Annotated in this window: 15 protein-coding genes and 2 pseudogenes; 10 read left to right on the top strand and 7 right to left on the bottom strand. The window is 66.2% G+C overall.

Annotated elements, in window-relative coordinates; all coding sequences use genetic code 11:
- The first annotated feature begins 2 nt into the window (after positions 1-2).
- The 5 genes from argH to AB0M74_RS31700 all read left to right on the top strand — a co-directional run bounded on the left by argH (position 3) and on the right by AB0M74_RS31700 (position 4,949).
- On the top strand, positions 3-1,424 hold the full coding sequence (gene argH, locus AB0M74_RS31720; RefSeq protein ID WP_366529986.1) for an argininosuccinate lyase: 1,422 nt from the start codon (positions 3-5) through the stop codon (positions 1,422-1,424).
- A gap of 172 nt (positions 1,425-1,596) precedes the next feature.
- Complete coding sequence (locus tag AB0M74_RS31715; protein ID WP_366529985.1) at positions 1,597-1,833, top strand: SMR family transporter; 237 nt, start codon at positions 1,597-1,599, stop codon at positions 1,831-1,833.
- A gap of 203 nt (positions 1,834-2,036) precedes the next feature.
- Entirely contained in the window at positions 2,037-2,843 is an 807-nt protein-coding gene (locus AB0M74_RS31710; RefSeq protein WP_366529984.1) for an ATP-binding cassette domain-containing protein, read from the top strand.
- 34 nt (positions 2,844-2,877) lie between these two features.
- Entirely contained in the window at positions 2,878-3,921 is a 1,044-nt protein-coding gene (locus AB0M74_RS31705) for an ABC transporter permease (RefSeq protein WP_366529983.1), read from the top strand.
- Between the two features lie 53 nt (positions 3,922-3,974).
- Entirely contained in the window at positions 3,975-4,949 is a 975-nt protein-coding gene (locus tag AB0M74_RS31700; RefSeq protein WP_366529982.1) for an ABC transporter substrate-binding protein, read from the top strand.
- A gap of 51 nt (positions 4,950-5,000) precedes the next feature.
- Here AB0M74_RS31700 and ilvA read toward each other — a convergent pair whose 3' ends face one another.
- The gene (gene ilvA, locus AB0M74_RS31695) at positions 5,001-6,221 is read right to left on the bottom strand and encodes a threonine ammonia-lyase (RefSeq protein ID WP_366529981.1); all 1,221 of its coding nucleotides are present in this window, start codon (positions 6,219-6,221) and stop codon (positions 5,001-5,003) included.
- Between the two features lie 103 nt (positions 6,222-6,324).
- Positions 6,325-7,497 (bottom strand): serine hydrolase domain-containing protein, encoded by a 1,173-nt coding sequence (locus AB0M74_RS31690; protein ID WP_366529980.1) that lies wholly within the window; start codon positions 7,495-7,497, stop codon positions 6,325-6,327.
- A gap of 143 nt (positions 7,498-7,640) precedes the next feature.
- Here AB0M74_RS31690 and AB0M74_RS31685 point away from each other — a divergent pair.
- Both AB0M74_RS31685 and AB0M74_RS31680 read left to right on the top strand, forming a co-directional pair.
- A pseudogene (locus AB0M74_RS31685) lies at positions 7,641-7,850 on the top strand (GntR family transcriptional regulator); the annotation flags it as partial.
- A gap of 2 nt (positions 7,851-7,852) precedes the next feature.
- Positions 7,853-8,048: pseudogene (locus AB0M74_RS31680) on the top strand (Asp/Glu racemase); the annotation flags it as partial.
- Here AB0M74_RS31680 and AB0M74_RS31675 read toward each other — a convergent pair.
- The 5 genes from AB0M74_RS31675 to AB0M74_RS31655 all read right to left on the bottom strand — a co-directional run bounded on the left by AB0M74_RS31675 (position 8,049) and on the right by AB0M74_RS31655 (position 13,286).
- Entirely contained in the window at positions 8,049-8,399 is a 351-nt protein-coding gene (locus AB0M74_RS31675) for a hypothetical protein (protein WP_366529979.1), read from the bottom strand.
- Positions 8,400-8,869: 470 nt separating this feature from the next.
- Positions 8,870-9,442: an isopentenyl-diphosphate Delta-isomerase gene (gene idi, locus AB0M74_RS31670; protein WP_366529978.1), complete on the bottom strand. Its 573-nt coding sequence runs from the start codon at positions 9,440-9,442 to the stop codon at positions 8,870-8,872.
- On the bottom strand, positions 9,439-10,311 hold the full coding sequence (locus AB0M74_RS31665) for a geranyl diphosphate 2-C-methyltransferase (RefSeq protein WP_366529977.1): 873 nt from the start codon (positions 10,309-10,311) through the stop codon (positions 9,439-9,441). The genes idi and AB0M74_RS31665 overlap by 4 nt, the downstream gene beginning before the upstream one ends.
- Positions 10,312-10,351: 40 nt before the next feature.
- Positions 10,352-11,863: a family 2 encapsulin nanocompartment cargo protein terpene cyclase gene (locus AB0M74_RS31660; protein WP_366529976.1), complete on the bottom strand. Its 1,512-nt coding sequence runs from the start codon at positions 11,861-11,863 to the stop codon at positions 10,352-10,354.
- Positions 11,864-11,879: 16 nt separating this feature from the next.
- Positions 11,880-13,286, bottom strand: a complete 1,407-nt coding sequence (locus AB0M74_RS31655) for a family 2B encapsulin nanocompartment shell protein (RefSeq protein ID WP_366529975.1) — start codon at positions 13,284-13,286, stop codon at positions 11,880-11,882.
- Positions 13,287-13,590: 304 nt separating this feature from the next.
- On the opposite strand from AB0M74_RS31655, the gene AB0M74_RS31650 reads away from it, so the two are divergent.
- The 3 genes from AB0M74_RS31650 (at position 13,591) to AB0M74_RS31640 (ending at position 18,261) form a co-directional block, all read left to right on the top strand.
- Entirely contained in the window at positions 13,591-14,376 is a 786-nt protein-coding gene (locus AB0M74_RS31650) for a hypothetical protein (protein ID WP_366529974.1), read from the top strand.
- A gap of 174 nt (positions 14,377-14,550) precedes the next feature.
- The gene (locus AB0M74_RS31645; protein WP_366529973.1) at positions 14,551-17,499 is read left to right on the top strand and encodes an acyl-CoA synthetase; all 2,949 of its coding nucleotides are present in this window, start codon (positions 14,551-14,553) and stop codon (positions 17,497-17,499) included.
- Between the two features lie 162 nt (positions 17,500-17,661).
- The gene (locus AB0M74_RS31640) at positions 17,662-18,261 is read left to right on the top strand and encodes a methionine biosynthesis protein MetW (protein ID WP_366529972.1); all 600 of its coding nucleotides are present in this window, start codon (positions 17,662-17,664) and stop codon (positions 18,259-18,261) included.

Raw genomic sequence — 18,261 nt, 5'->3', positions numbered from 1 at the left:
CGATGACGCAGAGCGGCAGCACCAACGAAGGGGCGCTCTGGGGCGGACGTTTCGCGTCCGGCCCGGCCGCGGCAATGGCCGCGCTCAGCAAGTCGACGCAGTTCGACTGGGTGCTCGCCCCCTACGACATTCGCGCGTCGAAGGCGCACGCGCGGGTGCTACACAAGGCCGGGCTGCTGTCGGAATCCGATCTCGCGGCGATGCTCGACGGGCTGGATCGCTTGGCCGCCGATGTGGACTCCGGGGCCTACGGACCTGCGGAGTCCGACGAGGATGTGCACGGTGCGCTGGAACGGGGACTGATCGAGCGGGTCGGCACCGAACTCGGCGGCAGGCTGCGTGCGGGGCGGTCGCGAAACGACCAGGTGGCCACACTGTTCCGGATGTGGCTGCGCGACGCGGTCCGTCGAGTCGCTGCCGGTCTGCTCGAGGTGGTCGACGCGCTTGTCGCCCAGGCGGCCGCACACCCCGACGCGGTGATGCCGGGCAAGACGCATCTGCAGGCCGCGCAGCCGGTGCTGCTCGCGCATCATCTGCTCGCCCATGCCCATCCGCTGCTGCGCGATATCGACCGACTGCGTGACTTCGACAAGCGGGCGGCGGTGTCTCCCTACGGTTCCGGGGCGCTGGCAGGTTCCTCGCTCGGTGTGGACCCGGAGGCGATTGCCGCCGAACTGGATTTCGATGCGTCGGCGGCCAATTCGATCGACGCCACCTCCGCGCGCGACTTTGCCGCCGAGTCGGCCTTCGTGCTGGCCATGATCGGTGTCGACCTCAGCAGGATGGCCGAAGAAGTCATCATCTGGAGCACACCGGAATTCGGCTACATCACCCTCGCGGACGCCTGGTCCACCGGATCGTCGATCATGCCACAGAAGAAGAACCCCGACGTCTCCGAACTCACCCGCGGCAAGGCGGGCCGCCTGATCGGCAATCTCACCGGCCTGCTCGCCACCCTCAAAGCGCAACCACTCGCCTACAACCGGGATTTGCAGGAGGACAAGGAACCCCTGTTCGACTCGGTCGCCCAGCTGGAGCTGTTGCTCCCCGCCATCGCCGGCCTCGTCTCGACGCTGACCTTCCATACCGACCGGATGGCCGAACTCGCACCCGCCGGTTTCACACTCGCGACCGACATTGCCGAATGGCTTGTCCGCCAAGGTGTCCCGTTCCGTGTCGCGCACGAGGCGGCGGGTGGCTGTGTCCGCGCTGCCGAGGCGCGTGGCGTCGGGCTCGACGAGCTCACCGACGCGGAGTTCGCCGCCGTCGATCCGGCACTGACGCCGCAGGTCCGCGAGGTGCTGACGGTGCAAGGGTCAATCGCCTCGCGCAACGCCCGTGGCGGCACGGCAGGTATCCAGGTCGCGAAGCAGATCGACGAAATCCGCGGCACGGCAGGAGAATTGCGCGGCTGGCTGGCGTGACTGTCGTTACCCCGGTTATCGCGCCGGCCGATGGTCGGCGCGCGCCCGAGCAGCGCGTGCTCCCGCGCCTCCGCTCGACTGGCTGCGGCCCGGGGTTACGCTGCTGGCTGGCCATTGCGTCCGAGGCGACCGCGACGTTCCGCTGAAGATCTCCGAGGGTTTCCGCAAGCTCGTGCCCTCGATCATCGTTGTCATCGGTTACGGCGCAGCGCTCTATTTCCTGTCGCAGGTACTGAAGCGAGGGATGGCGATCGGTGTCGCCTACGGGATCTGGTCGGCCATCGGTGTTACCGCGATCGCCCTCATCGGAGTGCTGTTCTTGGATGAGCGATTGACCCCGGTGCAGATCGAGGGCATCGGCCTGGTGATCCTCGGTGTGCTTGCCCTCGAGCTCGGCGGCGCCCACTGATCCGGAAGTCCCCGGGGAATTCACTGCCCACAGTCGTGGGCCCACCGAAATCGGCCGGTCCGAGACCTGCGGCGGGTTGCTGAGCGCGAGTAGTGTTGCGCCCTCTGCATTTTCTCGAATACGTCCCGATCGGCACCGCGCCGAACGTAACATCGGGCGATGGACTGGACGTTTGCTCAGCTGAGTCCACCCGGATGTGCCCCATGACCTCGGACGATGAGGGCGAGGTCATGGGAACACCCGGCGCTGCCACCATGGTGCTGGAGGCTGCTGGGCTCGTCAAGCACTACGGCAGCGTGCAGGCTCTGCGCGGCGCCAACTTTCAGGCCGAAGCCGGCGAAGTCGTCGCACTCATCGGTGACAACGGTGCGGGTAAGTCGACTCTGGTGAAATGCCTTTCGGGAGCCGAGCAACCGGACGGCGGCACCATCCTGCTCGACGGTAGGCCGGTGCTGCTGCCAACACCGACCGCCGCGCGGAAGCTCGGGGTAGAAACCGTGTACCAGGATTTGGCGGTGGCCCCCGATCTCGACCCCGCCGCGAACCTGTTCCTCGGCCGCGAACTACTGCGGCGTGGGCTTGCGGGCAAGCTCGGCATGCTGGACAGGCCGGCCATGCGAAGCCAGGCGATCGACCACTTTCGCCGACTCGGTGTCACTCTGCAGAACGCCGATGTGCCGATCGGGTCGCTCTCGGGTGGGCAGCGGCAGAGCGTGGCGGTGGCCAGGGCGGTGATGTGGGCGAGCAAAGTGGTGTTCATGGATGAGCCGACCGCGGCGCTGGGTGTTGTCCAGCGTGAGCGCGTGCTCGATGTCATCCGCCGGGTGCGCGACCAGGGCATCGCGGTTGTGCTCATCAGCCACAACATGCCCGAGGTGCTGGCTGTCGCCGATCGCATCGAGGTGCTGCGACTGGGTAGACGGGTGGCTCGCTTCACCGCTGCCGAGGTCACCCTGGAGCAGTTGGTCGGTGCGATGACCGGTGCGCTGACGCCCGAGGAGACGACGTGAGACGTCGCGCAGTGTTCGGAAAGCGAGACACCGCATGAGCGAGGAGGAAGCCCGCGGTGTCGTTGGTAAAGGCACGGAACTGCCCGAACGCACTGTGCTGCAACGACTGCTCGGTGCGAGCACCGTGTGGATCGGGGTCGTGCTCGTCGGCTTGTGCGTGGCGTTCAGCATGATTCGGCCCGATGCGTTTCCCACTCGTTTCACCCTGCAGACCCTGCTGATCGAAACGTCGGTGCTGCTGGTGCTTTCGGTCGGGATGACCTACGTGATCATCACCTCCGGCATCGATCTCTCGGTCGGGATGGTGCTGATCTTCGCCGGCGTGCTCGGCGCCAAATCCATGGAATGGCTGAGTCCCGAGGAGAATGCCACGGCGGCGGGCTGGGGCATCATCGGACTCGGGTTCCTGATTTCCGTTGGCGGTGGCGGGATCTGGGGGCTGCTGAACGGACTGCTTGTGGCGAAAGCCAAGATCCCGCCGTTGATTGTCACACTCGGGTCCTTCGGGGCTGCACTCGGTGCGGCACAGCTGATCACCGGTGGCGTCGACACCAGGACCGTGCCCGACAAGCTGCGCGACTCGCTGGGGTTCGGCACCTCGCTGGGCGGTGTGCCGAATCTGGTGCTGGTCGCCACCGTGGTCACCGTGCTCGCCGCTTGGGTGCTGCACACCACCAGATTCGGTCGCTACACCTACGCGATCGGTTCCAACGAAGAGGCCGCGCGCCGCTCGGGGATCGCGGTCACCCGCCACCTCGTGCTGGTCTATCTGATGACCGGATTGCTCGCCGGGCTTGCGGGTTTCATGAACCTCGCCTACTTCGGCACCACCACCATCGGCGGACACGGCACCGACAACCTGGATGCCATCGCGGGCGTAGTGATCGGCGGGACAAGCCTTTTCGGCGGGGTCGGTACTGTCCTGGGCACGGTGATCGGGGTCTTCATCCCGTCGGTGCTACGCAAGGGTTTCGTCATCGCCGGGGTGCCGGTGTTCTGGCAGCCGATCGCGGTAAGCGCGGTTCTGGTCGGGGCGGTGTGGTTCGACCAGCTCCGCCGCAGAGCGCGGGACCGATAGAGGTAGCAGTCGACAACGCTGCGCGAAAAGAATATTGAGGCGGGAGTGGCCGGATGATGTTGACGAAGCGGACCGCGGTGCTGATCGGCACGATAGTTACGGTCGGCACGATGGTCATGTCGTGTAGTGGCGAAGTGAACGATTCCGGCGGGACAACCAGCAAGAAGCTGGTGCTCATTCCCGGCGTCGCCGACGAACCTTTCTATATCTCCATGCAGTGCGGTGCGCAGGACGAGGCGACGAAGCTCGGCTACGAGCTGGATACCCAGGCACCGACCAAGTTCGACGCCGGATCGCAGACACCGGTGCTCACTGGCGTGATGGCCAACAAGCCCGGCGGCATCCTGATCGCGCCGACACACGCGAGGGCGATGGCGAATCCGCTCGAGCAGGCCAAGGCCGCGGGCATCAAGATCGTCGAGGTGGACACCGCACTCGACGACACGTCCGTTGCGCTGTCGTCGATTTCGTCCGACAACACGAAGGGCGGCGAACTCGCGGCCGCCACCCTGGCGAAGCTGGTCGGGGAGAAGGGGCCGGTGCTGGTGATCAACACCAAGGCGGGCACCTCCACTACCGATGCCCGCGCCGAAGGCTTCGAGGCGGCGCTGCGGAACTATCCCGGGATGACCTCGCTCGGCGTGCAGTACAACAACAACGAGGCCGCCCAAGCCGCCTCGATCGTGACCGCCACGCTCGCCGCCCACCCGGAGCTTGCCGGTATATTCGCGACGAACCTGAGCTCGGCCGAGGGCGCGGCAACCGGTCTGCGCAATGCGAACAAGCTCGGCCAGGTCAAACTGGTCGGCTTCGACGCGAGCCCCAAACAGGTCGAGGACCTGAAGGCGGGCACCGTGCAGGCGCTGATCGCGCAAGATCCGGGTGGCATCGGCGCCAAGGGTGTCGACCAAGCTGTCGCGGCGCTGGAGGGCAAGCCGGTCATCAGGAACATTCAGACCGACATGGTCGCGATCACCCAGGCGGACATGGACGCCAACGCGAAGTACTTCTACAAGCGGAAGTGCTGAGCGGTCGCCGAGCCGGCGGTGCCGACCGCGCGAGGGGTCGGCACGCGTCCATCAATCTTCCACTCGGACAACATATCCGGACTCGGTCAGTGCATCGAGGACGTCGGTGCGGTGGTTCGGTCCACGAGTCTCGAGCGTCAGTGATACCTCCACCTCGTTCAGGGCCAGCCAGGTGCCGGTGCGCGAGTGCGCCACGTCGACCACGCTCGCTCCCGTCTTCCCGACCACGCCGAGCAGGCTGCTGAGTCCACCGGGACTATCCATGATCGTCACCCGCACCGCGAGGTAGCGACCCGCGGCGCTCAGGCCGTGGCCGATCAGCCGGGTCAACAGCAGCGGGTCGATATTGCCGCCGGACAGGATCGCGCAGACCGGTCCGCGCAGGCCGAGTTCCGCCACCGGGTAGCTCATCAACGCCGCGACCGCCGCGGCGCCGGCAGGCTCGACGATCAGTTTCCCTCGCTCCAGGCACAACAGTAGTGCCTTGGACAGTGCGTCCTCATCGACGGTCAGCATGGTCGTCCCGTACTCCGCAACGTGCGCGAACGGCACCGCACCCGGTAGTCCGACCGCGATGCCGTCGGCCATCGTCGACATTCGCCCGGCCCGGACCGGCTTGCCTGCCGCCAGTGAATCAGGCCAGGCGGCCGCCTCAGCGGCCTGCACGCCGATTACCCGCACGTGTGGCGCGATATGGTGCAGCGCGGCCGCGACACCGGCAAGCAGTCCGCCACCACCGGTGGGCACGAGCACCGTCCCGACGTCGGGCAATTGGTCCAGGATCTCCAGCCCCACCGTGGCTTGCCCGGCCACGATGTCGGGGTGGTCGAACGGATGGATCAACGTCGCCCCGCTGCGCTCCGCGAAGTCGAGTGCCGCGTCGAGCGCGTCATCGACGGTTTCGCCCACCTGCAGCACTCTCGCGCCATATGCCTTGGTGGCCGCCAGTTTCGGCAGTGATGCCCCCACCGGCATGAACACCGTCGACTCGATTCCCAGCGACGTCGCCGCCCAGGCCACTCCCTGCGCATGATTGCCCGCGCTCGCCGCGACCACACCATTGGCCCGCTCATCGATGCGCAAATTCGCGATCCTGTTGTAGGCGCCGCGCGGCTTGAACGACCCTGTCCGCTGCAAGTTCTCACATTTGAGCCACACCTCGGTCTCGGAGCGCTCCGACAACGCCCGCGATGCCACCACCGGCGTCCGCCGAATCACCGGCGCAAGTAGCGCCGCAGCCGCCTTGATCCGATCCAGCCCGAGCAACTCCATGTCGCCATGCTGCCAGGTCGCACCCCGTCCGGCAGCAACTTGGGTCGGCTTTCTCAACCGCCGTGGATTCGGGACGGTGCCTGGCGCACCGTAGCGGCGCGGCTCACGCAGCCTTGGCGAGGTTATGGGCGATGGCGCCGAGGCGGGCGAGGCGGGCGTCGCCGAGCGGGGTGAGCTTCCCGCCGAGGCGGTTGGTGACGAAGCCGAGGGACATGCCGGTGGCCGGGTCGGCGAAGGCCCCCGAACCACCGAGGCCGAAATGGCCGAAGGCGGAAACGGGTTCGGCTTTGGAGGGCTTCATCGGGACGCCGTGGTAGCCCAGGGCCCAGGGGATGCGGAAGGCGAGAACATAATCGGGAGTGAAGACTTGGCGTCGGGTGATGAGCTCGATGGTTTCGGGTCGCAGTAGCTGGAAGCCGTCGAGGCGGCCGCCGTTGGCGAGGGCGCCGTACACGCGGGCCAGCGAGCGCGCGGAGAAGACACCGTTGACGCCGGGCATCACCGAATCGTGTAGGCGCGGATCGGACACCAGGTCGGCGAATCCCTGCGGCGTGGTGTCGGCGGCCGCGGCAAACCTGGTCCTCGACATCAGCCGGGCGCCGTGGTCCCAGTCGAGGCCTGCGACGGTCAGCCTGGGAAAGTTGGCGGCGATCCTGCCGCGTTCGGATGCCGGCACGCGGAACCAGAGATCTGTTGCGGCAAGCGGTTGCGCGATTTCGGTGCGCAGCGCATCGGTGAACGTCGCGCCGCTGATCCTGCGTACCAGCTCGGCGACCAAGTGGCCGAAGGTGATTCCGTGATAACCGCTGGTCACCAGGTATCGCGGGTCGGGGGTTGTGGCGGCGAGCGCCGCTGTCACCGCGGCGTCGTCCAGGAAACGGTCCACCGGACCCGGCAGCAGTCCGCGCAGCCGGTGCAGCCCGGCCCGATGGGTCAACAACGCGCGCACGGTGATGAGTTCTTTTCCTGCGGAGGCGAATTCGGGCCAGTAGGTGGCAACGGGCTCGTCGTAGTCGAGTAGGCCGCGCTCGGCGAACCGGTGCAGCAGAGTCGAGGCGACGCCTTTGCCGGTGGAGTACGCCATCGCCACCGAGTCGTGCGCCCACGGCACCCCCGGGTGCGCGAAACCGGCCCAGACATCGACGACCGGCTCGCCGTGCAGGTACACCACGAGGGATCCGCCACCGTCGGAGGGCCGCCGGAACAGCCGGTCGAATTCGGCGACCAGGCTCACGAAGCGCCGATCGACGGTTTGCGTTGTCGGAAGAGTCGTCATCGAATATTCCTTGCCGTTCGGGATCCATGCAGCGTAAGGCCGATCGAATTCCCGCTCGAGTGGCGGTAGCCGGCCGAGCGTGCTTTTCCTGACCGTCACATCACGGACCGAAAACGCAATACGGCTCACCAACGGTGGTCGACATGCCTCCATGGAGATGTCCGGCGCTGCTTGCGAGGCTGGTTGTCGGAGAACCGGGCAGGCCACAGATCATTCTCGGCGAACTGCGTCGGGTGATCCTCGATGGGGCCGTGCCGCCGTGCACGGTGATCCCGCTGCGTGAGGTCGCCGAATTGTTCGGGGTCAGCCACATCCTGGTCCGCGAAGCGCTCGAGACGCTGCTGGGGGAGGGCCGCTCGGCTGCGCGGGAATGGCAGACCTGTGTGCACACTCGCGACGAAATCGACGTACGGGTGATCGACGGTGTGGCCGTCGCAACCTTGACCGTGCAGTCGTTGCTCACCCTCGGTGTCCGCAAGTCGGGGCGGGGCTGGTTCGCCACGCCGCCGACCGAGCCCTGCTTCGGGCTGCTGAGCTCCTTCGGAGCTTGATCAGGCCGCGACAGCGGAGGTCAGCGCATGCAGTGCGGCATCGGGGTCGTCGACATCGACGACCACCCGGGTGAAGTCGGCGCCTGCCAGCTCGATTCGGATGGCCTGACCCTTGAACTTGGTGTCCCAGAATTCTTTTCGACGCCTGCCACGATAGGTGCCTGCCGCGATCACTCCGGGGAAGAAGGTCCCCGGTGCGCGTACCCATGGCGGCCGCAGGTCGACCTCGGCAGCGGTGACCTCGGTGATATCCGAGAGATCGAAGGTCAGCTGCTCGCGCAGTGCCAGCAGCCGGTGCCCGCCGAGAACGTGGACTGTCACCGTCGTATCCGTGACTTCGACTTCGACCATCGTGCACCTCACTGATTGCCAAGAGCTCCGTACTCAGGCAAGCATCGAAGATGTGCCTGGCCAAAGCCTGTGCCGTTCCTGTGAGTTCCCGAAGGTTTTGTGCAGTGTGACAAGTATCGCGCCGAGCACATGTACCTACCTGGATATGCGCATCTAAGAATGTCTTCGTAATTGCGGCCGAACAAGGCGTTGCCGAGTGCGCCGGATCAGGACCGCGGGGATGGTGCAGGAGTGTCTGTGCCTGCGCGATATCGGACTGCCTGCCCCGTCATCGGACCGTTCACCATGGAGATTCCCTGGTCGACCAGGTGAAACTGACTCCCTGTGGGATGACCGACGACGCGGCCTGCGGCGAGCTCGCCCGGTCGAGGCAGCCGGGCCCGGTTCACCGTCGACTAGACGATGATGACGGGTCGGTGACTGCCTCGAGCACGGCGTGCGCAACGGCACCGGACGGGCGAGCCGAACTACTACTGCCCAGTGCCGAGGCGCTGCGCCTTCTCCGCGATGTCCAGCACCCCCGCCAGCCACGGCGTGTAGCTCCCGGGTTCGTCGGCCAACGCGTCACGCAATGCGTCGGGCTGGAGCCACGCGTAGTCGGCGACCTCTGCGGGATCGGGACGTGGTGTGCTCGCCGCGAGGCGGCCGATGAGCACGTGGTCCCACTCGTGTTCGACGCGGCCGGTGGCAGGGTCTTCCGCCTGGTAGCGGTAGACGCCGACCTCGGTGAGGTCGGTGGCGAGGCCGAGTTCCTCGGCCAGGCGCACCGCGGCGGCGTCGGCCACCGGCTGCCCGGGTGCCGGGTGGCCGCAACAGGTGTTGGCCCACAGCAGCGGGAACCGGGTCTTCACCGCGGCACGCTGCTGCAACAGCACCCGGCCCGCGGCGTCGAACAGCAGCACCGAGAACGCGCGGTGCAGCAGGCCCGGCGCCTGATGCGCCTGCCCGACCGGGCACGCGCCGACCGCGTGGCCTGCCTCGTCGACGAGCTCGACGGGCAGCGCCTCGCGGTCGGTCCACGGCTGGGAGAGCGTCTCGGTCACCTCCCCACCTTATCGACGGCAATCATGAGGTATTGGAAACTACCCTCCTTATAGGCGGTGAGGAAGGGCTGCTCCACACCGGTCGCCAGCTCGGACTTGCTGCGCAGCTCCCAGTAGGGGATGGTCGCCGCGGTCAGGTCGACCACCTCGATCGGCACCAGGTTGTTCTCGGCCATCGCCCGAAAGTACTCACTACGCGGATGGATCATGCAACCGTAGTGGGCGTCGATCCAGCTGACCGACGAGGACCGCCCGCCTGTCACATCGTTGGAGCATCCGGTGATGCAGACATAGCGTCCGCCCGGCTCCAGCAGTCGCGAGAACTCGCTGTACAGCTCGAAGAGGTCCACGTACATGGTGGTTTCGTTGGTCCACATGCCGCGCAGCACGCCGGCGTCGAAACCGGTGTCGAGCATATTGCGGAAGTGGAAGCGCACTTTGTCCGCGACGCCGCGATGCGCGGCCTGCTCGTTGGCGAAGCCGACCTGGTATTCGGAGATGGTGACGCCGTCGACCTGGCAGCCGAACCGCTGATTGGCCATGAAGCTGGTGCCGCCGCGCCCGGATCCACCGTCCATCAGCCGATCGCCCGGTCGGACGTCGCCGAGGTGGTCGAGCAGGAAGTCGGCCTGTGCGGTCTCGAGCCGGTGCAGTTCCTTGACGATCTGCTCCTCACGGGTGTCCTCCGGTCCCGTCAGCACGGACAAATCGGGGTCGCCGATGCCGTAGTGATGGTGAAAGAGTCCGTCCACCTCGCCGAGTTTGGTGTTGACCCGGTCGTCGTTGGGATTGTTGTTCCAGTACTCGGCCACGGACTTCTGATAGTGCGTACGGAGCACGGCGCCGGTATCGGGGTTGAGCATGGTCATCTCGGATCATCCTCTCGCTGTACTACTTCGCGTGTCGCGATTACTGGTGGGATGCATCGTTGTAGCGCTTGCTGTCGGCATGCCAGGCGCGGTTGCCGCCCATCCATGCCCACAGGCCGCCGAGGAATCGGCGTAATTCGGCTGAGCCGACGGCGGCGAGTGCGCCCGCCTCCTGCTCGAACCGGTGCACGAGCTCGTCGTGGACTTCGGCGGTGCGCAGGACCGCCTCCCGGCGTGAGCATTTCTCTTCCGCGGCGAGCACGGTCGGGAGGTTGAATTCCCGCCCGCCCGAAAGATCCTCGCGCGCCATCGAATACAGGTCGTTCACCATCTGGCTGGCCAGGGCGGCCGTGGTGACGGCACGACGCACCCGCGGATCGGTGTATTCGGCCGCGGGGAGTTCGTAGCCGCCGACCGCATCGATCGGCGCCATACACGGCAGGAAACTGTGCGGCTGCCGGTTGGTGAGGTACTCCCACACCGGTGGCATCCGGTTCGATGCGCGCCAACCCGCTTCCGCGGCCAGTGCGATGAACCAGCCCGCGATCTCTGTGCGCAAGCGGGCGAGCTGCGCAGGGGTCGCGTAGTGGGACAGGTGCTCGAAGGACGTGCGGAAGGCGCGCAGTATCGGATCGGCCTGCAGCGCCTGCTCGAGCCGGGGCGCATAGCGTGCCGGTAGATGCACGGGATCCATTGCCGCAGCGGCGAGTTCGAGCTTCGGCCCCAGCTCGGTCGCAGCATTCGACGGGGTGCCGTCCGGTGCTGTGTCGTCTGCTCCCTCCTCACAGTAGTAGTCGTCGACCGACCATTCGGAGACCGCGCATTTGGCGGCGGCAAGTAGCCGATCCGGATCGTCGCTGTCGGGATGGGCGAGCATGATCAGCCGGCCGAAGTCGGCGTCTCGCAGTTCGTCGAGTCGTCCAGCGTAGAGGCCGATCGCCTCCGCCCAGTGGATGAGTCCGTCGTTGACCACTGTGGCGAGCGCCGGATCATCACGGACCGGCGGCGGGCAGTACAGCGGCGGAATCGCCGGTCCGGTGGCGCACACACGCGCTGATGATGTTCCTGATCCACTGGGCCTCCACGGTATTCGTGAACGGTTCGATTCCCTCGGCGCGACCCCCTTCGCCACGCCGACGGGCATCGAGGCGGCCGGAGGCGCCACGCGCGGTGGTGCGAACCCGGCCGGAGCAACGGCTCGTGCCTGCACGGTGTCCGGTGTCGCCGGGGCGGGGCGGCTCGGGGGCGGCGGCTCGGGGGCGTCCGGGCCGAGTCGGTTCGACTCGACCGCTGCCGGCGTCTCGAGCCGCAGCGCCGCCGCGCCGAGGCCGCTCGGGCCGAGCAGTCGAATCGGGCTCGGTCTCCGACGTTCGGGCGGCTGCGAGACCGAACGCGAATCCTGATTCGGCACGGTGGTTTCCGCCGATGCGCCGATATCCTCCAGCGGCAGCGTCGCCGGGGCGGTGTCATCGAGATTCGACAGCAGTGCGGCGACGGCAGCAGCCAGATCGTGCGTGGCAGCTGGCGCCGAGGCGCGAGAGAGCACCGACATCGCTCATCACCCCCGGTCAGTCGGCCTGCCGGGCGACCAGGACATTGTCGAGCACCCCCAGTGCGTCCGGCACCAGCACGGCCGCCGAGTAGTAGCAGCTGATCAGGTAGGAGATGATCGACTGGTCGTCGATGCCCTTGAATCGGACGTTGAGGCTCGGCTCGTACTCGTCGGGAATGTTGGTCTGGTGCAGGCCGATGACGCCCTGGTCTTTCTCGCCGGTGCGCATGGCGAGGATCGATGTGGTCTGGGTGCCGCTGACCGGGATTTTGCCGCACGGGAAGATCGGCACCCCGCGCCAGGCGGGAACGCGATGACCGTCCACCTCGACCGGATCGGGATACAGTCCGCGCTTGCTGCATTCCCGGCCGAAGGCGGCGATCGCTTTCGGGTGTGCCAGAAACAGTTTCGTGCTCCGGCGCATGCTGAGCAGCTCGTCCATGTCGTCGGGGGTGGGCGGGCCCGATTCGGTGTAGATGCGCTGCTTCAGATCGCAGTTGTGCAGCAGGCCGAAGTCCGGGTTGTTGACGAGGTCGTGCTCCCGGCGTTCGTAGAGCGCCTCGATGGTCAGCCGCAACTGTTGTTCGACCTGGTTCATCGGATCGTTGAACAAATCCGCGACGCGGGTGTGTACCCGCAGCACGCTCTGCGCGAGACTCAACTCGTATTCGCGCGGGGAGGCGTCGTAATCGACGAAGGTGCCGTCGAGCAAGGGCTCTCCGGCATGGCCGGAGGAGATCAGAATGCTGGCCTCGCCCTTGGAGTTCTGTGGCTGGGCGGGTGCTGTTGCGACGCGGGACAATTGCTCGCGCAAGGCCGGTGTGTACTCCAATATTTCGTCCAGCGTTTGCCGCGGCAGGACCAACATCGTCGTTCTTGTCACGGTTTTGACGGTGACCGGCCAAATCGCGGACGGGTTGGTGAGCGTTTCGTCGCCATAGAAATCGCCGCCGGCCAGCATGCCCAGCATGGTCGGCTCACCGTATTCTCCCGTGCCGATCTTGCTGAGTTTTCCGTGCACGATCAGCAGGACCTGATTCATCGGATTGCCGAATTCTGCTACGACAGTGCCCGGTTCGAGATCGCGCTGTTCGAATCGTTGTGCGAGCGCTCGGAGTATTTCCTCGTCGTCGAAGTCCCGCAATTGCGGAAGTTCCTGGAGTTCCAGTGGAATCACCCTGGCCTGCGAACCGTCGACGACGAATTCGACCTCGCCGTTGCCCACGGTGTGGGTGAGGCGCCGGTTGACACGGTAGGTACCGCTGCTGACCTCTGTCCATGGCAGCATGCGGGTGAGCCAGCGAGAGCTGATGCCCTGCATTTGCGGTTCGGATTTGGTGGTGGTTGCCAGCGGTCGTGCCGCGGCGGTGCTGAGACTCTTGCGTACGTGATTATCCGTTTGGACCGGCATTTCGATGGTCATGCGTTGTCCTCACCTCGAGACGGTCACCGTGACGGTCGACGGTGGTGGTGGCGCTTCGATTGCACAGCAGAAACTAGACACTCGAGTGAATTGATTTACGCGACAGTGCGTTCCAGACGGCATCGATCGTAGAGCGGGTGCACCGGCGCGCGCAGTAGAATGTCGAAGATCGTGGAGTCGATGATGGCGCAACGGGTTTCGGATGGTCACGACATGCCCTCGATCGCGATAACGGCACGTAACGTCCTGGGATGAATCACGGATTTGCGGACGGATGGCTGTGACATAGCTATCTTCGGATGTCATGTTCACCTGGATCTATACGCTGCCCATCTGGCTGGACTTCCTCATCATCACCGGAACGTGTGTGGCGCTGACGACGGGCTCGATCCTGGTGACCCGCCCCTACGTGTTGCGGACGCTCGGCCCCGAACCGGGCAAGAACGACTCGGTCACCATGGTGCTGACGGTCGGCGGTGTGTTCTACGGTCTGCTACTCGGTCTGATCGCCGCGGCGACCTACCAGTCCTACGATGCTGCGCAGGGCGTGGTCGCCGACGAAGCCGCCGCCCTCGGCACGCTCTACCGGGAGGCGGGCGCTTATCCGGAGCCGCAGCGCTCCCAGTTGCGCCAGGACCTGATCGACTACACCGACAACACCCTGACCGTGGCCTGGCCCGCGCTGCGTGCGGGCGAAGAACCGATGGGCGGCACCGCCCTGGTGACCAGGTTTCAGGAGCATCTGCTGACCTTCCAGCCGCAGAACGATGCTCAGCAGATCGTGCACGCGGCGACGATCGACCAGTTCGCCACGTTCGATCAGCAAAGACGGCATCGCATCAATGCGACCACCGGTGGTGTGCCAGGTGTGCTGTGGTGGACCATTCTGGTCGGCGCGGCCGTCAATCTGGTGTTGCTGTGCCTGTTCAGCCTGCATCGCGGGGCGCATTTGCTGCTCGGTGGCCTTTTCGCTTTCTTTCTCGGCGCGATGATTTTCCTGATCGCCGCCATGGATCTGCCGTTCCGTGGTGACCTGAGTGTGAGTCCCGAGCCATTCGAGAGCATGTATGTGAACGTTATGCGGCGTTGACCCCTTCCGGCCGAGAAAACCGGCCGGTTCGGTCACATATCGCCGCTGATCCGCGCGGCCTGTCATGGAACGGGTCACAGCCGACACATAATGGACACACGATGTGGGAAGCTCGTCTGAACACGTCGGGGTGTGTGATGCGTGTCACGTTTCTTGGTAGGGCTGGGAGCGATCGTGAAGTTCAGTGCGAAGGATTTGGCCGGGTCGGTGCAACGGTTGATGGCGACCGCCCAGAACGGCCTGGAAGTCATCCGCTTCGGTGGGCTGACCCACGATGTCGAATCGTCCCCGTTCGAGGTTGTCGAACGCAGACGGATGTATCGCCTGCGTCATTACTTCCCCGACGATGCGACACCGGGCAGGCCGGTCGCTGTGCTGGTGCCGCCGCTGATGGTGAACGCCGACATCTGGGATGTCAACGCCGAAGACGGCGCGGTCGGGATTCTGCATCGCGGCGGAATCGATTGCTGGGTGGTCGATTTCGGATCGCCCGCGAGCGAAGAGGGCGGGTGGGAACGGGATCTGGCCGATCATGTCCTCGCGATCAGCAGTGCGATCGACACGGTCGGCGAGGCGACCGGCAGCAGCGTGCACTTGATGGGGTACTCGCAGGGCGGCATGTTCGCCTATCAGACCTCCGCCTACCGCTACGGTAAGGGTGTGGCGAGCATCGTCACCTTCGGCAGCCCGGTCGACGTGGTCGCGGGCATGCCCTTCGGGCTCCCGTACGGCATGGTGTCGGATGTCGCGGAGTTCCTCGCCGACCATGTCGTCACCCGGTTGCCGATCACCGATTCCATGGTGCGCATCGGCTTCCAGCTGCTCGACCCGGTGAAAACCGCGAAGTCCAGGATCGATTTCCTGCGTCAGCTGCATGACCGGGAAGCGTTGCTGCCCAAGGAGCGTCAGCGCCGGTTCCTGAACAACGACGGCTGGGTCGGCTACGCGGGCCCGGCGGCCGCGGATCTGCTCAAGCAGTTCGTCGCGCACAATCGGTTGATGCTCGGCGGTTTCGTGATTCGCGATCAGCCGATTTCGCTTGCCGAACTGAAATGCCCGATTCTGGCCTTCGTCGGCGAGGTCGACGATATCGGCCAGCCCGCCGCGGTGCGTGGCATCGTGCGGGCCGCGCCCAACGCGGAGGTGTACGAAGCCAGTTTGGTGGCAGGGCATTTCGGCCTCGTTGCGGGCAGCATGGCCACCAACCACACCTGGCCTCTTGTCCGGCAGTGGGTCGATTGGATGGACGGTGGCCAGCCGCTGCCGCCGGAGATCACGCCGATGGCCGAGCAGGTCGCAAGCAACCGGCCGCGCTCGGCGGCGACCCGTGTCGTGCACACTGTCGGCACGCTTGCCGAGGCGGGCACGGGCATGGGGAAGGCGCTGGAGGGGATCGCGAACAACACCGTGCGCGGCTCGGTCGAGCTGGTCGGTGAGGCGGCGCGGGCGCTGCCGCGGTTGACCCGGCTCGGGATGATCCAGCCGCACACCCGGGTTTCGCTGGGGCAGCTGCTTGCCGAGCAGGCACAGCGGGCGCCGTTACGTGATCTTTTCCTGTTCGACGATCGTGTGCACACCAATGCCTCGGTCAACGTTCGCATCGACAATGTGGTGCGCGGCCTCATCTCGGTCGGCATCCGACCGGCGATGCGGGTCGGCGTGGTGATGGAGACCCGGCCGAGCGGGCTGGCGACCGTCGCGGCGCTCTCACGTCTCGGTGCGGTCGCGGTGCTGCTCGCCCCCGGCGGCGAGCTGGAAAGGGCGATCGAACTCACCGGCATCAAGACGTTGGTCGCCGACCCGGAGAACCTGCGGACCGCGGCGGCCACCGGTACCAGGGTGCTGGTGCTCGGCGGCGGCGACACGCGTGGACTCGAGGTCGAGCAGGGTGAGAACGTGATCGACCTCGAGCAGATCGATCCCGACCAGGTGCGCCTGCCCGCCTGGTATCGGCCGAATCCCGGCCTCGCCCGCGAACTCGCCTTCGTCCTGGTGACCGGCACCGGTGATCGGATGGAGGCGAAGTACATCACCAACCATCGCTGGGCGCTTTCCGCGATCGGCACCGCGACCTCGGCCGATCTCGATCGCAAGGACACGGTGTACTGCCTTGCCCCGCTGCATCATTCGTCCGGCCTGCTGGTGAGCCTCGGCGGTGCGATCGCGGGCGGCAGCCGGATCGCGCTGGCCCGATCGCTCGACCCGGCCCGCTTCGCCGAGGAGGTGCACCGTTACGGCGTCACCGTGGTGACCTACACCTGGACGATGCTGCGCGACATCCTCGACGCCGGGGTGTTCCCCGCGGGGCACCCGCACCCGATCCGCCTGTTCATCGGTTCCGGCATGCCCGCAGGCCTGTGGCGGCGCACGACCGAACAATTCGACCCCGCCCGTGTGCTGGAGTTCTACGCCTCCATCGAGGGCGATGTGGTGCTGGCCAACGTGACCGGCGTCAAGGCGGGCTGCAAGGGTAGGCCGGTGCCCGGCACGGCCAAGGTGGAACTCGTCGCCTACGACTCGATCGCCGATCAGGTCGTGGTGGACGAATCCGGTTTCGCCCGCCGCTGCGCCGACAACGAAGTGGGTCTGCTGATCGGCAAGGCCTCCGACGGCGTCGACCTGTCCGACGGCGGCCTGCGCGGCCTGTTCACCGCGGGCGACGCATGGATGCCGACCGAGAATCTGTTCCGGCGCGACGGCGACGGCGACTACTGGCTGGTCGACCGCACCGACACGGTGATCCGCACACCGCGCGGGCCGGTGTACACCCAGCCGATCGTGGACGCCCTCAACGACATCACCGCGGTGGACATGGAGGTCGCCTACGGCCTGTCCGTCGGCGATCGCTGCCTCGCTGTCGCGGCGGTCAGCGTTCGCCACGGTTTCCGGCTCGAACCCAAGGATGTGACCGAGGCGCTGCAGGTGCTCGATCATCACCAGCGCCCCGATCTGGTGTATGTGGTGGGCGACATCCCGCGCAGCTCGTCCTACCGCCCTTCCGCTGCCGCCGTGCAGGCCGCCGGGCGGCCGGAAGCCGGTCCGGATACATGGTGGTACAACCGGGCATCGGAGTCCTACGAGATGCTCACCGCGGCGTACGCGCGGACGCTGCTCGGCGACTGACCGACGATTTCGGCCCCCGCTCGGGAAACCGGGTGGGGGCCGAATCATGTTGTCGTACTGTCGGATTCACGGCAAAGGCCGGGCCGATCGGGTACTCGGCCTGGTTTCACCGTACTATCCGTGGTGGCGGCTGATGTTGAAACGGAACCTTACAAGGAAACTGTGGGTACGAGCCTTATCTATCGCAACAGGATCGTCTACGAGCTGGCGATGCGTGGGTTGTACGGCCGCCACTACGGAGCCAGATACCGTGCCATCGCCGCGATCGTCCCCGACGGAGCCCGTGTCCTGGACGTGTGTTGCGGGCCTGCCACGCTGCACACCCGCTATCTGCGCGGTAAATCTGTCGACTACATGGGCCTCGATCTCAACGAGCGCTTCATCGCCCGCGTGCGACGTGCAGGCGGCCGTGGTGCGGTGTGGGATCTGCACTCCGACGCCCCGCTGCCGGCGGCCGATTACGTGATCATGCAGGCCAGCCTCTACCACTTCCTGCCCGAGCCGGGGCCGCTGGTCGACCGGATGCTGGCCGCGGCGGGCAAGCAGGTGATCGTCGCGGAGCCGATCCGCAATCTGGCCTCCAGCGATAACCGGGTGCTCGCCGCGATCGGACAGCGCTTCACCGACGCGGGTGACGGCGCACAGGCACAGCGGTTCACCGAAGCGACCCTGGACGTGTTGTTCCGGGACTACGAGTCGCACGTAGTCGAGCAGTCGCTGATCGCGGGCGGCCGAGAGAAGTTATTCGTCCTCTCGGCGTGA

The organism is Nocardia sp. NPDC051463, assembly GCF_040681975.1.
GTDB lineage: Bacteria > Actinomycetota > Actinomycetes > Mycobacteriales > Mycobacteriaceae > Nocardia.
This window is presented reverse-complemented; position numbering and strand designations above follow the sequence as displayed.